Origin of the sequence: Pararhodonellum marinum, from assembly GCF_015354735.1 — a bacterium.
GTDB classification, from domain to species: Bacteria; Bacteroidota; Bacteroidia; order Cytophagales; family Cyclobacteriaceae; genus Pararhodonellum; species Pararhodonellum marinum.
Map to the genome: position 1 here is coordinate 299,925 of NZ_JACEFJ010000003.1, position 17,939 is coordinate 317,863.

Below are 17,939 nucleotides of genomic sequence, written 5' to 3' on the forward strand. Positions count from 1 at the left end.
TTTTTTCTTAAAATGCAATGCTTTTCAAATTCAAACCGGTTTTTTCCTCCAGGCCAAGGGCAAGGTTAAAATTTTGAACGGCCTGACCGGAGGCCCCTTTGAGCAGGTTATCGATAGCGGAATAGATGACCAACTGCCCTTGTTCTTTGCTCAAATGGATCAGGCATTTGTTGGTGTTGACCACTTGTTTGAGTGTGATCTCCTGTTCAGAAACATGGGTAAAAGGAGCATCTTGGTAAAATGTTTTGTAAACATCAATGGCTTCCTCCAAGGACCCTGAAAATGGAAAATAACTGGTGATCCAGATTCCCCTGCTAAAATTGCCTCGATAGGGCACAAAGAGAAGTTCTTGGTCAAATCCCGCCTGTATCTGTCCAAAAGTCTGCTTGATTTCATTCAGGTGCTGATGATTGAAAAGCTTGTACACGGAAAGATTTTGGTTTCTTTCCGAAAAATGGGTGGTTTCACTCAGCTTTTTTCCCGCCCCGGTACTCCCTGTGATTCCTGAAATATGGACCGCGTCCTTGATCCAGCATGTGGATAGGGCAGGGGCCAAGCCCAACTGTATGGCTGTGGCAAAGCAGCCGGGGTTGGCGATTCTTTTTGATTTTTTGATCTTTTCTTTATTGATTTCTGGCAAGCCGTACAGGAAACCTTGGCTTTCATCTCTGAAATCCGTACTCAGGTCGATGATAAGCGTGTGATCAGCAAAAGGATACTTCTCCAAAAACCCTTTGGTTTCACCATGCGGCAAACCTAAAAATACAGCATCCAGTTGATCGGTTTCCACTTTATCTGTAAATACCAGATCTGTATCGCCAAGAAGATCGGGATGGGTATCGGTTACCTTTTTCCCTTTTTGGCTGTTGCTGTGTACATAGTCCAGTTCACAGTTCGGGTGGTGAACCAAAAGGCGCAGCAACTCCCCACCCGTGTATCCGGCAGCGCCGATGATGGCCGTTTTGAATTTAGTCATCGTTTTGGTTTACTTGATGGAAAATAGCAGTTTGGTTGCCCAGAATGCGGGTAAATCCTTTGACATCTTCTCCGGTATACCCTTTGTTCATTTCCCCATAGCTGCCAAATTTGGATGCCATCAGGTCATGGGCAGACTCAATGCCCAACAACTCAAACCTGTAGGGATGCAATTTTACTTTAACCTGACCTGTGACATACTTCTGGGTGTCGGCAAGAAAAGCCTCCAGATTACGCATCACTGGGTCAAGGTAATGCCCCTCATGCAAGTGGTTGCCATAAAATTCAGCCAACTGATTTTTCCAAAACAGCTGCCATTTGGTAAGGGTATGTTTTTCCAGAAGTTGATGGGACTTGATGATGATCAAAGGCGCGGCGGCTTCAAAACCTACCCGTCCTTTGATACCGATGATGGTGTCGCCCACGTGGATATCCCGACCTATTCCATAGGGTGCCGCCAGTTTTTGAACCTTTAGAATCGCCTGTACCGGATCATTGAAAATCTCTCCATTTACTCCTTTCAGTTCTCCCTGTTCATAATCCAGCGTCAATTCCTCATTTCCGCTTTTGCTCACAGGGGTTGGCCAGGCTGAATCAGGTAAGCCTTGACCCGAGGTCAATGTTTCCTTTCCGCCCACCGAGGTGCCCCAAATTCCTTTGTTGATGGAATAAGCTGCTTTTTCAAAATTCATGCTGACACCGTGTTCTTTGAGATAGGCAATTTCGGCTTCCCTGCTGAGTTTAAGGTCACGGATAGGGGTGATGATTTCCACATCAGGCAGAATGGTCTGAAAGATCATGTCAAAACGAACCTGATCATTTCCAGCCCCTGTACTGCCATGGGCAATGGCGCCCGCTTGGATCTTCTTGGCATGGTTGGCTATGGCCTTGGCTTGCAGGATCCTTTCTGCACTTACCGAAAGGGGGTAAGTTTGATTTTTGAGGACATTGCCAAAAATAAGGTATTTGATGACTTCCTTGTAATAGGTATGTTTCACATCCAATACTTCAAAGGAGGCCACCCCGAGAGCATGGGCCCTCTGAGCAGTTTGTTCGAGTTCTTCTGAGCTAAATCCTCCAGTATCGACCAGCACCGCATGTACTTCATGACCCAGTTCCCGGCTGAGGTGCAAGGCGCAGAAGGTGGTGTCTAAACCGCCACTGTAGGCTAAAACGACTTTTTTCATCATTTATGGTTAAAATAGGTTCAATGTTTTGTTTTTGGTTTTTTTGAGGTTGAGCATGACATACCTTTTCAGTCTGGTCCAACGTTCGAAAAGCCTTAAATCTTTGCCGAAATCCATTCTCAGAGCCAGTTCTTTCTTTTTCTTGTCTGCATTTTTGGGCACATAGAGCATGGCAGTGCAGATGCAGTTTTGCCTGTTTTTGGTTTTCAGAATTTCGTAGTTCACGCAGCTTTGGCAGCCTTTCCAAAATTCCTCATCATCCGTAAGATCGGAATACGAAACCGGAAAGTATCCAAGTTCGGAATTTATTTTCATTACTGCAGCCCCTGTGGTAAGCCCGAAAATCTTGGATTCCGGGTATTTTTTACGGCTGAGTTTGAAGATTTCTTTCTTGATTTCGCGGGCCAAACCAGAACGGCGGAAAGGAGGGGCAACGATCAGACCGGAATTGGCGACAAATTTTCCATGGCCCCAGGCCTCTATGTAACAAAATCCAGCCCAGTCCCCTGTTTTGGTTAGGGCAATGATGGATTTTCCCTCAAGCATTTTATTGATGAGGTATTCCGGGGATCTTTTGGCTATACCGGTGCCACGGGCTTTGGCGGACTCTTCCATTTCCTGAGAAATGATCTCCGCATATCTGGTGTGGGCGAGTCCTGCTGGCTGTATGATAAACATGTTTTTTATCATGGGTTCAAGCTAATGAAAGATAGGATGATGGATCACCTATGGTTTTATGGTACAATGTGAATGGAAATAAATGGGCTTCGGAATTAGACATCCCCGTAGGATGCCACAAAATAGACAAGGGACTAGGCCCTGAAGCTGTTCCTAAACCTTCTCAATGGAGCAAAAAATAACACAGCAACCAATTCCAAAACATTGGAGGAATAAGGAGGGGTCGATATGTGCTGAAAATTCAACATGCTTTTAAAACGATGGTAAAGTTTGCAAGTAATGCAAACAAATACAAGAAAAAGCATGGATTATTTTAAAGATTAAATGAAATCCTGTCATTTCGGTATTTGTATCCCTGTTTTGAGGTATTTTTTATTAATCCAAATGAACAAACGCAAAAGATTTTCGCTGTTGATTTATTTAATCCCTCCAAATGCTCCAAAACAGAGATTTTTATGGAATACTTCGGTGGTCGTGAAACCTACTTTCTGCATCAGATTCAATTGAAAATTGATGGATCTTGGGGAATCTTCCAGTTCAATGTAGGCCAATACTTTTTCCGCATAGTCGTTCCCTCCAATGGATGCAAGGTATGCCCTGTACTTGTCCCACACCAAATCGGTAATCCGGGGAGATTCCTGAAGGATCAGGTCAGAGATGTACAAACCCCCGCCTTGGTTTAAGCTATCATACAGTTTTGTAAACACCAATTCCCATTCTTCCTCTTCACGCAAGTGGTGAAGCACTGCACCAGCCATGATCACATCGAATTTTTCCTTGGGCAATTCAATTTCCCGGATGTCACCTTGAATGACTTCGATTTTGCCAAGCGTTTTTTCAGCCACCCGCTGCTTAGCCCTTTCCAGCATGGGTCCGCTGAGGTCAATCAAAGTGCAATCCAGATTCCCCATTTTGGAAAGCAGCTTCAGGGTGTAGTTGCCTGCCCCGCAACCCAGGTCCAGTATTTTTTTGGCATTGGGCTGCAATGCTTTGGCTGCATCTGTTATCATTTCCAATGAAATGACAGCATCTACAGTGGCCACTTGGCCCGTATCCAGGTTTGAAAACCTTTCCACATCCTTGTCAAACCGACTCCGGATATCTTCAACGCTTGATTTTTTCATACATTTAAAGGCCTATTTGGATTGGGTTTAATGAAAGGTTTTGGATCAGATCAGGCCGGACAAGAATATTTGAAACCTTGTTTTATTTTGTTTGTGAAATCCTAAGAGTTTGGAACAACTCACTTCATGCCGTAAAAAAAAGCGGGATATCAAGCCCGCTTTTGTAAATATTTTAAAAGGGTTTAAATTTTATTTTTCTTGTGTTTGGGATGGTTTTCATGATTCTTGTCCTTCCAAACAATGGCTGAAATTTCCATTTCATCCAAATCTGCTTCCACCAATTCGGAACCATCGGAAAACGATGCGCCTACTAGGTACATGATATTGGAATCATCATGATAGTAAAATGCTTTTCCCCTGTGCTTCATGTGTTTTAAATCTTTTCTGAGTCTTTTCATTTCTTTCACTGTCATTCCGGCCTGCACATCATATTCATCCAAATGGTGTTTGTCTGCAAAAGTAATGTAATCGATATCTCCTGTTGACATGTCACTTACTACCTGGATAACGGCATTGGCCTGACCTTTTTTGTTGAAGGCTACCACAGTTTGGGTTTCTTCCAATGGGATAGCAATTTCTGTCACGGATTCAAGCTCCACAGTTTCGATCTCAACGGAATTTGACAGGGCCTCCTTGAAATCATCCACATTTGATTTCTTTTCAACAGGTGTATCTGCATCAGTTTGGGAGTTAGGGGCTTTGCCTGGTGTTGATACATCGGAGGAAGCTATGGGTACATCATTTATGGATTCCTCCTGAATGATCCAAACCTCCGTTTCCTCAATCACCTCTTCGATTAAAACAGGGGATTCAGACTCTGTAGCGGTGGTTTGGTTGGGGTTGTTACAGGCATATAACAATGCTGCACCCAGAATTAATGCAATTGGCAATCTATATTTATTTTTCATCACAAGTTATATTAAGTTCTGCGGATTAAGATAATTTTATCCTTAAAATTATGTCTAATCGATGATAAAACAAATTTTTTACAAGTTAATTATCAAAATATTTCTATTTTTATTTATAAAAATGGAAATTGATTTATATATTTATGGTTAGTTATTATTTAAAATGTATTGATTTTACCTCCGATTCTTGTGTTGCTTTTCCACTTATTATAGCTCATGAAAAATTTATATTTGATTTTGATTCCAGTCTTTTTCAGCACATTGGTTTTTGGACAGCAGGCAGAAGAAGAAATCCATGCATGGAAATTTAGGGTGGAACCTTATTTATGGTTACCAAGTCTTCAGGGTCAAATTGCTGTAGAAAATACCCCAATATTTGACATCAGGGAGCCTACCCGTGCACTTCTGGGAAGCTTTAAGGGAGGAGGCTTATTGTACCTTGAGGCGGAGAACCAAGATTGGGCCATTACCTCAGACTATTTATTCGTCAGCTTGGAGAATGGCTTGGAGATAAGTCATCCGTATGAAAGGGGAGAGCTGAGATTGGATCAGACCATGTGGGAAGTGACCGGAATGCGGAAATTGGTTCCTGGCCTGGAAGCCGGGATCGGCGCCAGGTTAATGTCATTGAACAGCCACATTTATTTAAGTGGTTCTTTAGAGAATGCCCGCTTTGGTTTTGTCAGAGAAACTTGGCTTGACCCCTTGATAGTTGTGCGTTCTAAAGGGATTTTTTCAGAAAATTGGCGATGGAATCTTAGGGGTGATGTGGGGGGATTTAGGTTGGGATCTGTATTGACCTGGCAGTTTCAGGCGGATATCGGATACCGTTTTTCAAGGTTATTTGATTTATCCATAAGTTACAGGTATATGGACATCAATTACGTGGACGGTGTGGCAAATGAAAGAGTCAAATTTGATTTGTCATCATCAGGCCCTGTCCTCAAAGCTGGATTCAATTTCCATTGAGACCTTCTTCAAAACCATAGCCGAATGCGTGGGGGTTTCTTCCCATTATCAGAATCTGCTATAATCAAACTTATAAAAAACACATACACGAACATAAACCACACAACATGAAACCATCCATTCTATCCAAACTTATATGGAGCCTTTGTCTGCTATTCGTATTCGGTGTTAATTCCGCGCAGCAAGCCCAAAAGAAAATATTGATCACCAATGTACACATTTTCAACGGCATTGATGAAAAAATCAGTTCGGGAAATATCTTAATTGAGGGTAAGATGATCAAACAGATTTCTTCCACAGAAATCCAATTGGATTCCGGTGCCGATGTTGAAATCATTGATGGGGGAGGGGGCTATCTCATCCCGGGCCTGATTGATGCCCATGCGCACGTAATGATAGAATCCCTGCCCAAAGAACAAGCCCTGATGGCCAATTATGCCTTTATCAATTTGTTTGCTGCGCACAGCGCGGAAAAAATGCTCATGCGGGGATTTACCACCATCAGAGATCTGGGAGGTGGGGCAATTACCTTGGCGCGGAGCATAGATATGGGAATCGTCAAGGGACCCAGAATCTACCCAAGTGGGGCATTTATCTCTCAGACCGGTGGGCACGGAGATTTTGGACTACCTAATGATGTGCCAAAAAAAATCGGGGATCAATCTTATCAGGAAAGAATGGGAATGACTGCTTTGGCAGATGGGCCTGACCAAGTCCTCTTGAGGGTGCGTGAACAGCTGAGGGAAGGTGCTTCGCAAATTAAGTTGATGGCAGGAGGTGGGGTATCCTCAGATTATGACCCACTTGATGTGACTCAGTACACTGTTGCTGAATTCAAAGCCGCTACCGATGCCGCCAAAAATTGGGGAACTTATGTGACCGTTCATGCCTATACCCCGGATGCCATTCGGAAAGCCATTGAAGGTGGTGTGGCATGCATAGAACACGGTCAGTTACTGGATGAAGCCACTGTCAAAATGATGGGAGAAAAAGGAATATGGTGGAGTCTTCAGCCTTTTTTGGATGATGAAGACGCAGTGCCTTTTCCGGAAGGTTCGCCAAATAGGTTGAAGCAACTGGAAACCACCAAAGGAACGGACAATGCCTATGCTCTGGCAAAGAAATACAAAATCAAAACGGCCTGGGGAACCGATACTTTATTTGATCCCAAATTAGCAGAAAAACAAGGAAAGCAATTGGCCAAAATGGTTCGTTGGTACACGCCCTATGAAGTACTGAAAATGGGTACCTCTACCAATGCCGAACTGCTCAGGATGAGTGGAAAGAGAAATCCCTACCAAGCAGGAAATTTAGGAGAAATCAAAGTGGGAGCTTATGCGGACTTGATTTTGGTAAATGGTAATCCCATAGAAAATATTGACCTGATTGCAAATCCAGATGAAAACTTCAAAATAATCATGAAAGACGGGATAGTTTATAAAAACACGCTCTGATTACACCATACAGTTGCCAAAGAGAGGATATTCTGAACAAGGTCTAAAACTCATAAATTTAAAACATCTATCCTTCAATATTAAGAATTCCTTGAAGTGAGTCTGAATGCTAGCTTAATTTAAAAAAAACATGAAATCTGAAACCAAAAAATTTAAATTTAAATCGCTGCTCTTCTGTATCATGATCTGCATAGGTATCAGTTGTACTCCAGCCACTTCCAATGAGCGGGACATCAAAGAGGAAGCGGCAGAAGAACTGTTATCCTGGCAGGAAGGGTCCAATAAAAAGGCGATCATTGAATTTGTTAAGAAAACCACCACAGCAGGCAGTCCTGATTTTGTGCCGGAATCCGATCGAATTGCATGCTTTGACAACGACGGCACCCTCTGGTCCGAACAGCCTCTTTATTTTGAGTTGCAGTTTGCCATAGACCAGGTAAAAACCAACGCAAATGATCATCCGGAGTGGAAAAATCAACAAACATTTAAAGCTATGCTTGAAGGGGATCACGGAGCTTTGGTGGCAAGTGGTGAACAGGGATTAAAGGCCATCATGGCCGCCACCCATGCAGGAATGAATGCAGACGAATTTCAAGACGAAGTAAGGTCATGGCTCAGAACCGAAAGGCATCCAACCACCAACATGCCCTATAATAAAATGGTATTTCAGCCTATGATCGAACTTATGGAATACCTCAGAAAGCACGGATATAAGACCTTTATTGTATCCGGAGGCGAAGTGGACTTTATGCGGGCATGGGCTGAAGAAGCCTATAAAATACCCACCTATCATATGCTGGGGAGCTTTGGAGGATTTAAGTATGAATTCAAAGATGGGAAAGGGGAATTGAAAAAGCTTCCTGAAATAAAATTCATGAATGATAATGAAGGAAAACCGGTGGGTATCCATCAAAGTATAGGCAGGATACCCGTCATAGCTATAGGAAATTCTGATGGGGATTATGAAATGCTCCAATACACCACCACTGCTGATGGACCCAGACTTGGCATGCTGATCCACCACACAGACGGAGACAGGGAATTTGCTTATGACAGGGATTCGCGAATGGGTCAACTTTCCAAAGGTCTGGATAGTGCTGCTTATTACAATTGGCATATCATAGACATGAAAAATGACTGGACCAGAATTTATCCGGAATAAAATCCGGAATCCAATTGTTGTTTTTTTTGATTTTTGATGCGGCAGTTCGTTCAACCGAAATTGGTTAAGTTACTTGCAACTCCATTTTTCTCATTATCGTTTGGTAATCCAATCTGTTCTTGTCGTCAACCTAATGGGTGTTGATGGTTTTTCCAGTTCGGTATATTCCCCAATTTCAGACGCTTCGTTAGTCATGAATACAAAGTCCCAACCGTTTTCTTTGTCCTGAGAAAATTCCCAAGAGTTCATTAAGTCCTGATTTACTGTTTGATCAGGATATTTTTCCAATAACTCAGTAACGGTAGATTCAGGATTTAATCCATTTGTTGTTTTTAAATTTCTATATGCATCTATCAGGGCTTGTTCATTACAGGCCAAAAATAGCCCTGTTTCTTTGAATTTAGGAGGGGGGATGGTAAATGAAAATCCATCAACCCTAAAAGATCAGCATGCGGTAAAGGTGGAATTTCATGGTAGCATTTAAAAATTTCACCCTATAAATCCAATAGAAAAAGGCAAACCGGTCAACTCAGTTGCCTGATTGAGAATTTCAATTCTTCTTCCTATTGATAATCTGAGCCAAGTTGCATTCATTTAATTGTTTGCAGTTCCCTAAACTGAAAAATGAATGTCTAAAACTGAGAGGTTATTAAAGCGATGGATCAACCATGCCCTTGTAAAGGTGCTGAAAAAGAGCGGTTAGTAAAAGCTCTTATTTTCTTTTATGCAAAAAACGGTTTAAGTTTTTTACTTTGTTTGCCCAATATCTAATCGTGATATTTTACCTTCATCGTTCATGGTGAATTTGAAAAACACATTGAAAGTACCCCACTGTCCTGCATAGAAATTGCCGTAAATGTTTTTTCCGTCATTTTCGACTTTGTCAATGGTCAGGAATTTTTCTTTTTTGTCAAATGCGTTGTCAAAGAAGGATTTGAAATCTAAATTCCTTCCATCATCCGTAAAAACTGCCTCATCGGTGAAATGGGAATACCAAGCTTTGAGGTCATTTGCCTGTAGTGCTTCAATGGCATTTTTTACGGTTGGGTTTGTGATTTTTGATAATTCCATTTTGTTAAGGTTTTTATGGTTTGAAGAAATTTGATGCTTATTTTGGGCAGTTAGTCCAAAAGCAGTCATAGAGAGAGAACAAGCCATAACGGATATGAATAATTTTGTTCTCATAACTCATTTGAATTGAGTGGGTGTTGCAGGTAGATGATGATTAGATTGAGCAATAGAAATGGGATTTCTATTGGAGGACCTTTTAAGTCTTTGTCTGAAAGATGAAGACAAGCGATCATTAAAATTCCTGCTGCCATTAAAAAATTACCCCATACAAAGGTTTTCGGGAACAAAATCAGGATTGCGGCAGCCATTGTTACCGTTCCGTTTACCATAATGGCTGTTTTTGAAAAGCTCCATTGGCTAAACATCTCCTCCATTTCGGGTTTTCCGGTCAGCATGGCGAAGCCTTGTTTCAGTCCCATCAAAACGGCAAAAACAATAAGGATAGTACTGGATATTTTTAAGATCATGGTCTATAAATATGAGTACCACGGGCAATCAACCAAGTTGATTGCCCGCAGTTGGAATACTGAATTGATTTTATTTTGTGGTGTATCCACCATTGGCCAAAATTGTCTGTCCCGTAATCCACCAGCCTTCAGTAGCTAAAAAGGTGATGATTGGAACTATGTCTTCAATTTTGGTCAAACCTCCCAAAGCCGAAGCGGATTTGTGATAAGCTACTGCATCATCCGTCTCTTGTCCATAAAAGAAAGGGGTGTCCATGGGTCCTGGTGCCACGGCATTTACAGAAATACCACGCGCTCCGAATTCTTTGGAAGCTGCACGGGTATAATGTTCTACAGGTGCTTTTCCTCCGGCATAAGTCGAATAAAATCCTGTATAGGCACCCAATAGCGAGGTTGCCAGGGTAATTATTTTCCCGTCGTCTTCTAGATTTTTGCCGGCTTCTTGAATAAAGAAGTAAGCCGCTTTGCTGTTGATGTTTGACATGGTATCAAACTCGGCTTCGGTTGTTTCCGTAAAGGGCTTTTTCAATACCATGCCAACAGTGTTGATGGCTACATCAATTTTTCCCAATTTACTTTTAGCTTCTTGGAAAAGCGCCTTCATGTTTTCAGCATCTGTCAGGTCTCCCTGAACCATAATTGCTTTTCTTCCCAATCCTTCAACTGCTTTTACAGTGTCCTCGGCTGCTTGTTTTGTATGATCGCTGTTAAAGTGGACTACAACGTCAGCACCTTGTTTTGCAACTTCTCTGCTGATTAATCCACCAAGGTTTTTAGCACCTCCCGCTATTAAAACTACTTTGTCTTTCAAATCAATCTTTGCCATTTTGTTACTTTTTGAATGAATGATGAAACAAAGGTAGGATTGAAGTCAGGCAGTTTTATTGTGTGAGTTTTAGCTTGTCTTGTAAATTTTTTAGAGCCATTTTCTTTCGGTAAGCAGATGGTGAAACCCCGGTTTGCTTTTTGAAGAAATTACTAAAGTGTGCTGTTTCGGCAAAACCCAATGAAAAGGTTATTTCTTTAACGGATTTTGCCGTATGCTTCAAAAGCGCTTTGGCATAGGAAGTACTTCTTCCATTTATCCAACTGCTTGGTGATTTGCCGGTTTTACTTTTGATAACCTGACTGAAATAACTTGAATTGAGTTGTTGAAGATTGGCATAATCCAGCGGCTGAAAAACCCTGTCTGCTTTATTTTCTGCTAAATCCTTATAGTGCTTTTCTAAATTTTCTTTGAATCTTTTTACAATTCTGGATTGGTTGTTTCCCTCTTCTAAAGGATAATAATTTTGCCAGAACAATGCTTTTATTTTTAATAGCAAGGCAACGAGCAAACTGCCGATGATTTTCTCTTTGTATAAAGAATTGTTTCTATATTCATTGAGGATCTGAAGATAGATTGTTTCTATTTCCTGATACTGTTGTTTGTTTGGGTTTTGCGGTGGAACAGTTTCGGAAAGCAGGAATGGCAAGTCCAAAAAAATATTTTGATGGATATTGGTTTTTAGAAATTCTTCGCTGAAAGTGATTAGATAGGCCTCTTTTAATTCATAAAACTCAAAAGCTTTGATGTGACCCGGGTTTGTGAAATAAATGGTTCTTGAGTCGTATTCAAATGTTTGTTCATCTGTGGTATAATTCCCTTTTCCATCTTTTATGAATATGAAAGAATAGTAATTGGTTCTAAAAACGGGTGATTTGTAGGGAAAGGTTTGATGCATTTCCAACAAACTGTTCATTGAAAACTGACTGTCTTGTTGGATTGGAATTTCCAGGGCATTGTACAGGTCAACTACCCGTTCAAAAAAAGCTATTTCACTTGTTTCATTCATGTCTTATTTTACACGGTTCACATGACGTCCAGTTATTGATTTTACAGCTTGTCCAGTTCCGGGACTTTTAGTTTTTCAATATCCCAATGTGCCCTTTTAGCTCCTGCCTGATAGGCAGATTCCATAAAATCCAGCAATGCCTTTCTGGGGTCAGCTTCTTCCAACAAGCTGTTGTATTTCAGAATCGCCATAGGACTTCCGTTGCTGTTGACCCACTCAGATGAAGAAGGGCTTAATTTTTCCTGGTCAATGCCTTTGGGAGCGGGATAGGTATAAGAGTAAAAAGCAGGTTCAGTAACATTTTCATCACCCGCCCAAAAACCAAAACTGATGCATTCATGCGAATAAGCATCCTTGTCCGATAGCCGTGCATCAGCTCCCATGGGAGGGGCTTCCTTGCCGGAAAAACGCGTTACCGCCAAATCCATCGAATGCCAATAGAGGTGTACGGGACAGGTTTTGCCATAGAAGCGGCCACTGAATTCCGTAAAAACATCATCCACCCAAACCAGACTCCGCCAAAAATTTCGGGTATACTCCTTGTCATAATGGTGGTACTCGGTAATTTCTTTGAAAGCCTTATCGATCCCCAAATCATAAGGAACATCCAAAATCGAAACTGAAATCTTGAGCTGCTGCATGATGCTGTTCAGCTTGGTATAAAAATCCGCAATGGTCAGGCCTTCGTGCAAAGGGAAACTTTCATGTTCTCCTTTGCTTGTCGTGACGTCCAGTTTGTGTTCAATGACATTCAAAGTAAGGCTGAATTTATCAAGACCTGAATGGTAGGGAATGGAACCGGTGGTCAATCCCTGGGTATTCACGTAGAGGGTCACGTACCACCAGTGATTTTTTCTCGGTGTCATTTTCAAACGGATTTTTCCCATTACCTGCAGAAACAAATGAAGGGTCATTTTTTTATCTTCATTTCCTTTGTAGTTCAGCTTGGGTAAGTTCAATAATTTCTCCATGATTATACATTTAAATTTTTGAATAAACCATTCCTCCATAAACCCGAATTTACCATTGTTAAAACCGTTAAGAGTTTTTAATGGTCAATTCGTTTAAAATCAGTACTTTCGCCCGCTGTGCGCTGATATATGGTGTATGCTTACATGGGCATCCGGTATCTAAGATACCAAATTATTCCAAAGGGTGAAAAGCCAGTGCCGACGAATGACGGCATCCTTGGCAGGCAAATTGGAGAAGCTTTAAGGTAAGTCCACGGGTATCGGAGCTGGTTGCCGTGAGGCATCCAGGAAAGCTAGACTGCAAATTTTACCTTTGCCATCGATTGATTTGGTGGATTTTGAACAAGCACAAAAGCTTTAAAGGAAGCAAGGTCAAAGCAGTAAAATGGCTTAGACAGGTTACAGTTTTTTATCCAAACTTGTTCTATTACTGGGAACTGGGATACAAATTAGTCTAGCATAACAGACTATAACCGACTGCATAATAAGAGCCGTATGAATCGAGAGATTTACAGCCTGTCCCGATTTTCCATCGGGATACGGTTCCCCGCCTGATCGGACGGGCAGGTGTGAGAGGTTTAGTGGGATTCCCCTTTACCTACTCGACTGTGTGTAATGCTTTTTTTCTCAATCTTCTCTTCTGATTTCACTAAAAATTCCTTCGCAGATTTTAATGTGCTCACAAATTCAGTCCATTCTAAATTTGCTATTATGGAATTTTGACTATGGGCTAATTCGTTCCGTATCTTTTCAGTATTTTTAAGTAGTCGTTCAAATCTGCTTTTTGAAAAATCAAAATCTTCTCTGAATTTATCTGCTGATCTTAAAATATCGCGTTTATCACAAATCTGAATGCATTCTAATAAAGTTAGTTGAACATTGTTGCCTTTTCTTTCTTTGTAAATATTTTCTGCTAATTTTATTCTTACTGGATTTAGAATATCTTGCCAAGTTTCTCCTTTAAAGTTTTTTGTAATCCAGAAATTTAAATGTAATTCGAAAAGTGAAATTAGACCAAAGAGGTAAATTCTAACAATTGGCTTGTTGATATCTGCGCGAGTTACAATTCCATCAACTGAATTTCTACTCAAAACATAAACATATTCTTTATCAAGTAGAATTTCAAATAATTCAGATAATGGTGTCGATTCCGAAATTACAATTTCAATTTCAAATTGCTCAATGTAATGTTCAATAGAATTTGTCCCAAGTTTCTCTCTAACTACATATCCGAGTTTTTGCCCATTGTTATCTACAACTCCAAGAGTATCAAAATCTCTTTGTATTAAAGTTTTTTTTACTTCGTAGGTGTTGTCCGTTATTTTGCAACAAGCCAATGGCTCAAAAATATATTTTGTTGTAATGTTTTCTATGAAGATGTCCTGTAATTCCGAAAAAGAGGTTCCTTTTCTTCTAATTCCAGTTTGTTTTGAGTACCAAAGTTGAAATCCCATTTAAATTTATTCACATTTTACGTAAGGTGCCGGCTCTCAGCGCAGAGGCGGATTTCGGAGTACAAAACTGTCAATACACCACAAAAGTTGATGTGAGGTAGAATGTTCAATCAACCACTTCCCCCGCCATAGAGCCAAACGCCTGTTACCAGCTGTTTTTACTTATTTTATTAATATTTTTTCAATGTCTACCATCATTATAGGCGATAAATTTAATAATTCTAAGTCCGCATTTTCTAGCCATTTTAATGACTGTTCCTTTGTAAGCTCTGTATTAGTAATAAATTCAGTCAAAGCAATAACAGTATTTCTGCTCAAACCTAAAGAAAGTAAGGAAAGTTGTGTTGTCTGGGAAACACCAAATTCTAACCATAAATTTAAATCAGGTATTAACTCAATTAAATCAGCTCTTTCAATCTTCCTTAGGTAATATTTTAAAATATCGATGTAACAACTAGATTCCTTAGCAAATCGAAATCTTGCAAAGTTTTCTACTTCATCCATAGTATCCCTGCATACTTTATCAATTGAAATTTTCTTTCCTTTTTTAAAATAATTCTTATATGAACTACTTATCAAATATGACAAGGGCTTTCCTGACATCCAGTTAATCAAAAGTATAGACCTAGGTGCATTTAATTGTGGTGGGAAAAACGCCAAAGTTTTGCCAATTCTACCTATTAATTTAATATATTCATTGTAACTATTTACATCTTCGGGATAAACTGGAATAAGTTCTTCTGGTGAATCTGATTTTGTTTTAAAATAATCGAGTAGTTCCTGTTGTGCAATTGGTGAAATACCAGGATTTCTAAAAATAATTTCTTGCGGAATAGTAATACTATCTTGAATTGAGATGAATAAACTCTCTAATTCTCTGTGGAATTTAGAATTTGGATTAAGTTTATTTTGAAGATATTTTGAGTAATAATAACTAAATGCAAACTCAAACTCTTGATTACTTTCTGCTTCTATCCTTGGACTTCCACTTTTTATATAATTGATTAAATCGTCCGCTTTTGAATTTTCAATTGTATCAATTGCTTTTTCTATTTTTTGTTTCTTTTTGTCAGGTGATGGTTTAATGCCCCATAAATTTGGCTCAATACAAATGATATTACCACTAAATTCTTTACCCCACCTTCCAGCTCTCCCTGCAAGATTCCAAAAATCATTTTCGTTTAAAGGTTTACCTTTCCCTCTGGTCGGCTTTCTAATAAAAACAGCAGTAGCGGGCAAATTAACACCTTCAAGTAAAGTTGATGTGCAAACTAAATACTGGATTTCGTTTTCTTTGAATAGTTTTTCTATTTCTTGTCGAACTAATAAAGGCATATTCCCATAATGAAAGGCAATCTTATTCTCCAAAACCTTTCCTAGAATATACTCTTTATGAATCGTTGTTTTAACTAGCTTAATAAGTTCTTTCACTTTTGGACTGCTAGATTCTTTTTCAACTAATTGGGTTAAAATTTTTGCAAATTTTTCAGATTCAGCTGCTCCATTCGAATAAATCAAATTTCCATTATTTTCACCCGATATTGCTTTTGTAATTAGAGCTATCTTTTTTGCTTCGTTTGTTGGTCTATCTTGAAGCGTTATAGTCCCAATTTCAATTTTTTCGTCTTTTAAGATTAATTCTATTTCCCATTCTTTAGGTTTATTTTTTACTTGTGTAACATAGAGTAAATTCTGATTTACAGCTACAAATTCGGTATTAATTGTGTCCTTATATTTTGACTTACCAATATTTTCGAGAAGTATTTCTGGGTTCGAAGTAAATGGGCTAGAAAAAAACAATCTTACTTCTGGATTTCTGTCGATAACTTCTTCAATTTTTCTTTGTAAAAGTATGCCCCTGTTACTGTTATCAATTTTATGAGCTTCGTCAACAAGTAAAAAGTCTACTTTTGGATTTTCCGATTGTAACAAATACCAATGAAGTCTTTCTTGAGTAAATACAAATAAATTTGTTTCGCCATTGTTAATATAATGAAGAGGAACAGTCGTTAAATTTATATTATCAATATTATTCTCTTTCAAAAGAATTCTTAAATCGTCCTCAACCTGACTAATTAACGCTCTAGTTGGAACAATATAAACAATTGTTTTCTCCTTGTTTTTTAATTCGTCAAGTAAAAGTTGATAAAGGATAAAAGACTTTCCAGAAGAGGTTGGAGCAGAAATGCTAATTGAATTATTTTTTTTTGACGAATCATAAACCTTTTTTTGAAATCGATTTAATGATATAATTTGGTCTTCAAACAATATAGAGTTTTCAATCTTAATTCTATTTGTTTGCAACTTGAATGGAAGCGGCAATTCATCTTCATAATTCTCTTTGATAAGATTTCTTTTTACAGCAAGTTTAAGTGCTGGAATATTTGTCAAGTTTTCAAGTATTACAACTGAAGCATTTTTTTGACTTTCATCAAGATTTAAGTTCAAACAAGTTTGAGCAATTCTAAGTGCTGCTTCTAAATGTTTACTTGATTCAGAATGACTCAAAATACTTGCTATTCCTAAAATATTATTCCAATTTATTTGTTCATTTAATTCCTCAAAATCAACCTTCCATTTTAAATTCTTAATTGTGCTACTAACCGAAATTGCAATAATTGATTTATACTGTCTTTTAAAACTTTCAAGATTAAAAACTTTATCAGATATCATATTGCAATTGTTTTTAGAAAATGAGTTCTAAACTCTTGAACTGACGGAAATGGAATTAAAAATAAATGAATTTCGAATTTTTCTAAATTTTGATGTTTTTTAATTTGGTTACCTGAACTTTTAAGCCACTTTGACATTTCTAACTGAAATGCTTCAATAAGTTCTTTAGTGTTTTTTTCCAAAGGAGATTTTGGGTAATTTTTAGAATCAAAACCTACAAAACATACCCCTTTGTATTTGAGCTTGTTTGATAAGTCGTCATCTAAATCAAAGTACCGAACGAGTATATCTTCTAGTTTTGGATTATTTAAGTTATCAGCAATATTGCTAGTTATTAGATGTAAATCTCTTGTTTGTGTTGAGTCGTGTCCATAGGTATCAAGAAGAAAAGATTTTAAACTGTCAAAACAATTTTTTAAACCAGAAGAAATTGTCTGTTCCATTTTTGATTCACCCCAATATAATGAAAGAGAATTATCTGTTTCATCAAATTTGACATGAATACCATCTGCTCCTTGATAATGCAATTGACCTGATGTTTTTAGTGACATTTTACTTATTAGTTGAGGTAATTCTAAAATCTCCTGAACTAAAATATAAAGTAATATTTCTCCAAATTCACCAGTTTTCTCAAGGTCTGTAAAAAGATGTTTTGCTCTCTTTCCTAATTCAATTATTTTTGAGGTTGAACCTGTTTTATTGAGTTGTTCTTTTGCTTCATCCTGTAATTTTTTGGGAATTGAATAGTCTATAAGTTTTGAAGCTACAAATTCAATTAAATCCTTTGTCCTTGGATTACCCTGTCCATCTAGTTTCAGTCCATAGCAATAGGCATGAGCTTCTGTTCCGTCTATTTCCAAATTACTGCCAATGGTTTCAATTCTAGAAAAGATTTCTCCTTCTCCCTTTATAAGTAGATTTTGTATTGCTTCTTCAATCCAATTCATCTTTTAGAATTCAAATTTGTTAATAATAGATTTCATTTTTGAAATAGCTGGTAACGTTTTGGCG

Annotated in this window: 17 protein-coding genes; 3 read left to right on the forward strand and 14 right to left on the reverse strand. The window is 38.8% G+C overall.

Annotated features, from left to right (window positions below; translation table 11 throughout):
* Nucleotides 1-7 precede the first annotated feature (7 nt).
* From argC to H1A14_RS08400, 5 genes are all read right to left on the reverse strand, one after another.
* The gene (gene argC, locus H1A14_RS08380) at nt 8-976 is read right to left on the reverse strand and encodes an N-acetyl-gamma-glutamyl-phosphate reductase (protein WP_194775784.1); all 969 of its coding nucleotides are present in this window, start codon (nt 974-976) and stop codon (nt 8-10) included.
* Nucleotides 969-2,162 (reverse strand): argininosuccinate synthase, encoded by a 1,194-nt coding sequence (locus H1A14_RS08385; protein WP_194775966.1) that lies wholly within the window; start codon nt 2,160-2,162, stop codon nt 969-971. The genes argC and H1A14_RS08385 overlap by 8 nt, the downstream gene beginning before the upstream one ends.
* Nucleotides 2,163-2,171: 9 nt before the next feature.
* The gene (locus tag H1A14_RS08390) at nt 2,172-2,852 is read right to left on the reverse strand and encodes a GNAT family N-acetyltransferase (RefSeq protein WP_194775785.1); all 681 of its coding nucleotides are present in this window, start codon (nt 2,850-2,852) and stop codon (nt 2,172-2,174) included.
* A 404-nt stretch (nt 2,853-3,256) separates the two neighbouring features.
* Nucleotides 3,257-3,964: a class I SAM-dependent methyltransferase gene (locus H1A14_RS08395; RefSeq protein ID WP_194775786.1), complete on the reverse strand. Its 708-nt coding sequence runs from the start codon at nt 3,962-3,964 to the stop codon at nt 3,257-3,259.
* A gap of 182 nt (nt 3,965-4,146) precedes the next feature.
* The gene (locus H1A14_RS08400; RefSeq protein ID WP_194775787.1) at nt 4,147-4,872 is read right to left on the reverse strand and encodes a hypothetical protein; all 726 of its coding nucleotides are present in this window, start codon (nt 4,870-4,872) and stop codon (nt 4,147-4,149) included.
* A 216-nt stretch (nt 4,873-5,088) separates the two neighbouring features.
* Between H1A14_RS08400 and H1A14_RS08405 the strand changes: the two genes are divergently transcribed.
* The 3 genes from H1A14_RS08405 to H1A14_RS08415 all read left to right on the forward strand — a co-directional run bounded on the left by H1A14_RS08405 (nt 5,089) and on the right by H1A14_RS08415 (nt 8,457).
* On the forward strand, nt 5,089-5,841 hold the full coding sequence (locus tag H1A14_RS08405; protein WP_194775788.1) for an outer membrane protein: 753 nt from the start codon (nt 5,089-5,091) through the stop codon (nt 5,839-5,841).
* Nucleotides 5,842-5,948: 107 nt separating this feature from the next.
* Nucleotides 5,949-7,295 carry a metal-dependent hydrolase family protein gene (locus H1A14_RS08410; protein ID WP_194775789.1) on the forward strand — a complete coding sequence of 449 codons (1,347 nt, stop codon included), beginning with the start codon at nt 5,949-5,951 and terminating at the stop codon, nt 7,293-7,295.
* A 130-nt stretch (nt 7,296-7,425) separates the two neighbouring features.
* Nucleotides 7,426-8,457 (forward strand): HAD family hydrolase, encoded by a 1,032-nt coding sequence (locus tag H1A14_RS08415; protein ID WP_194775790.1) that lies wholly within the window; start codon nt 7,426-7,428, stop codon nt 8,455-8,457.
* Nucleotides 8,458-8,550: 93 nt separating this feature from the next.
* On the opposite strand, the gene H1A14_RS08420 is transcribed toward H1A14_RS08415, so the two are convergent.
* From H1A14_RS08420 to H1A14_RS08460, 9 genes are all read right to left on the reverse strand, one after another.
* Complete coding sequence (locus H1A14_RS08420; RefSeq protein WP_194775791.1) at nt 8,551-8,706, reverse strand: hypothetical protein; 156 nt, start codon at nt 8,704-8,706, stop codon at nt 8,551-8,553.
* Between the two features lie 498 nt (nt 8,707-9,204).
* Complete coding sequence (locus H1A14_RS08425; protein ID WP_194775792.1) at nt 9,205-9,528, reverse strand: nuclear transport factor 2-like protein; 324 nt, start codon at nt 9,526-9,528, stop codon at nt 9,205-9,207.
* Nucleotides 9,529-9,638: 110 nt separating this feature from the next.
* Nucleotides 9,639-9,995, reverse strand: coding sequence for a DoxX family protein (locus H1A14_RS08430; RefSeq protein WP_194775793.1), 357 nt, complete (start codon nt 9,993-9,995; stop codon nt 9,639-9,641).
* 70 nt (nt 9,996-10,065) lie between these two features.
* Nucleotides 10,066-10,821, reverse strand: a complete 756-nt coding sequence (locus tag H1A14_RS08435; protein WP_194775794.1) for an SDR family oxidoreductase — start codon at nt 10,819-10,821, stop codon at nt 10,066-10,068.
* A 55-nt stretch (nt 10,822-10,876) separates the two neighbouring features.
* Nucleotides 10,877-11,830, reverse strand: a complete 954-nt coding sequence (locus H1A14_RS08440; protein WP_194775795.1) for an AraC family transcriptional regulator — start codon at nt 11,828-11,830, stop codon at nt 10,877-10,879.
* A 41-nt stretch (nt 11,831-11,871) separates the two neighbouring features.
* Nucleotides 11,872-12,801, reverse strand: a complete 930-nt coding sequence (locus H1A14_RS08445; RefSeq protein WP_194775796.1) for a DUF5996 family protein — start codon at nt 12,799-12,801, stop codon at nt 11,872-11,874.
* Between the two features lie 578 nt (nt 12,802-13,379).
* Nucleotides 13,380-14,255, reverse strand: coding sequence for a CBS domain-containing protein (locus H1A14_RS08450; RefSeq protein ID WP_194775797.1), 876 nt, complete (start codon nt 14,253-14,255; stop codon nt 13,380-13,382).
* Nucleotides 14,256-14,417: 162 nt separating this feature from the next.
* Complete coding sequence (locus tag H1A14_RS08455) at nt 14,418-16,928, reverse strand: DEAD/DEAH box helicase (protein WP_194775798.1); 2,511 nt, start codon at nt 16,926-16,928, stop codon at nt 14,418-14,420.
* Nucleotides 16,925-17,875 carry a HamA C-terminal domain-containing protein gene (locus H1A14_RS08460; RefSeq protein ID WP_194775799.1) on the reverse strand — a complete coding sequence of 317 codons (951 nt, stop codon included), beginning with the start codon at nt 17,873-17,875 and terminating at the stop codon, nt 16,925-16,927. The genes H1A14_RS08455 and H1A14_RS08460 overlap by 4 nt, the downstream gene beginning before the upstream one ends.
* Nucleotides 17,876-17,939 lie beyond the last annotated feature (64 nt).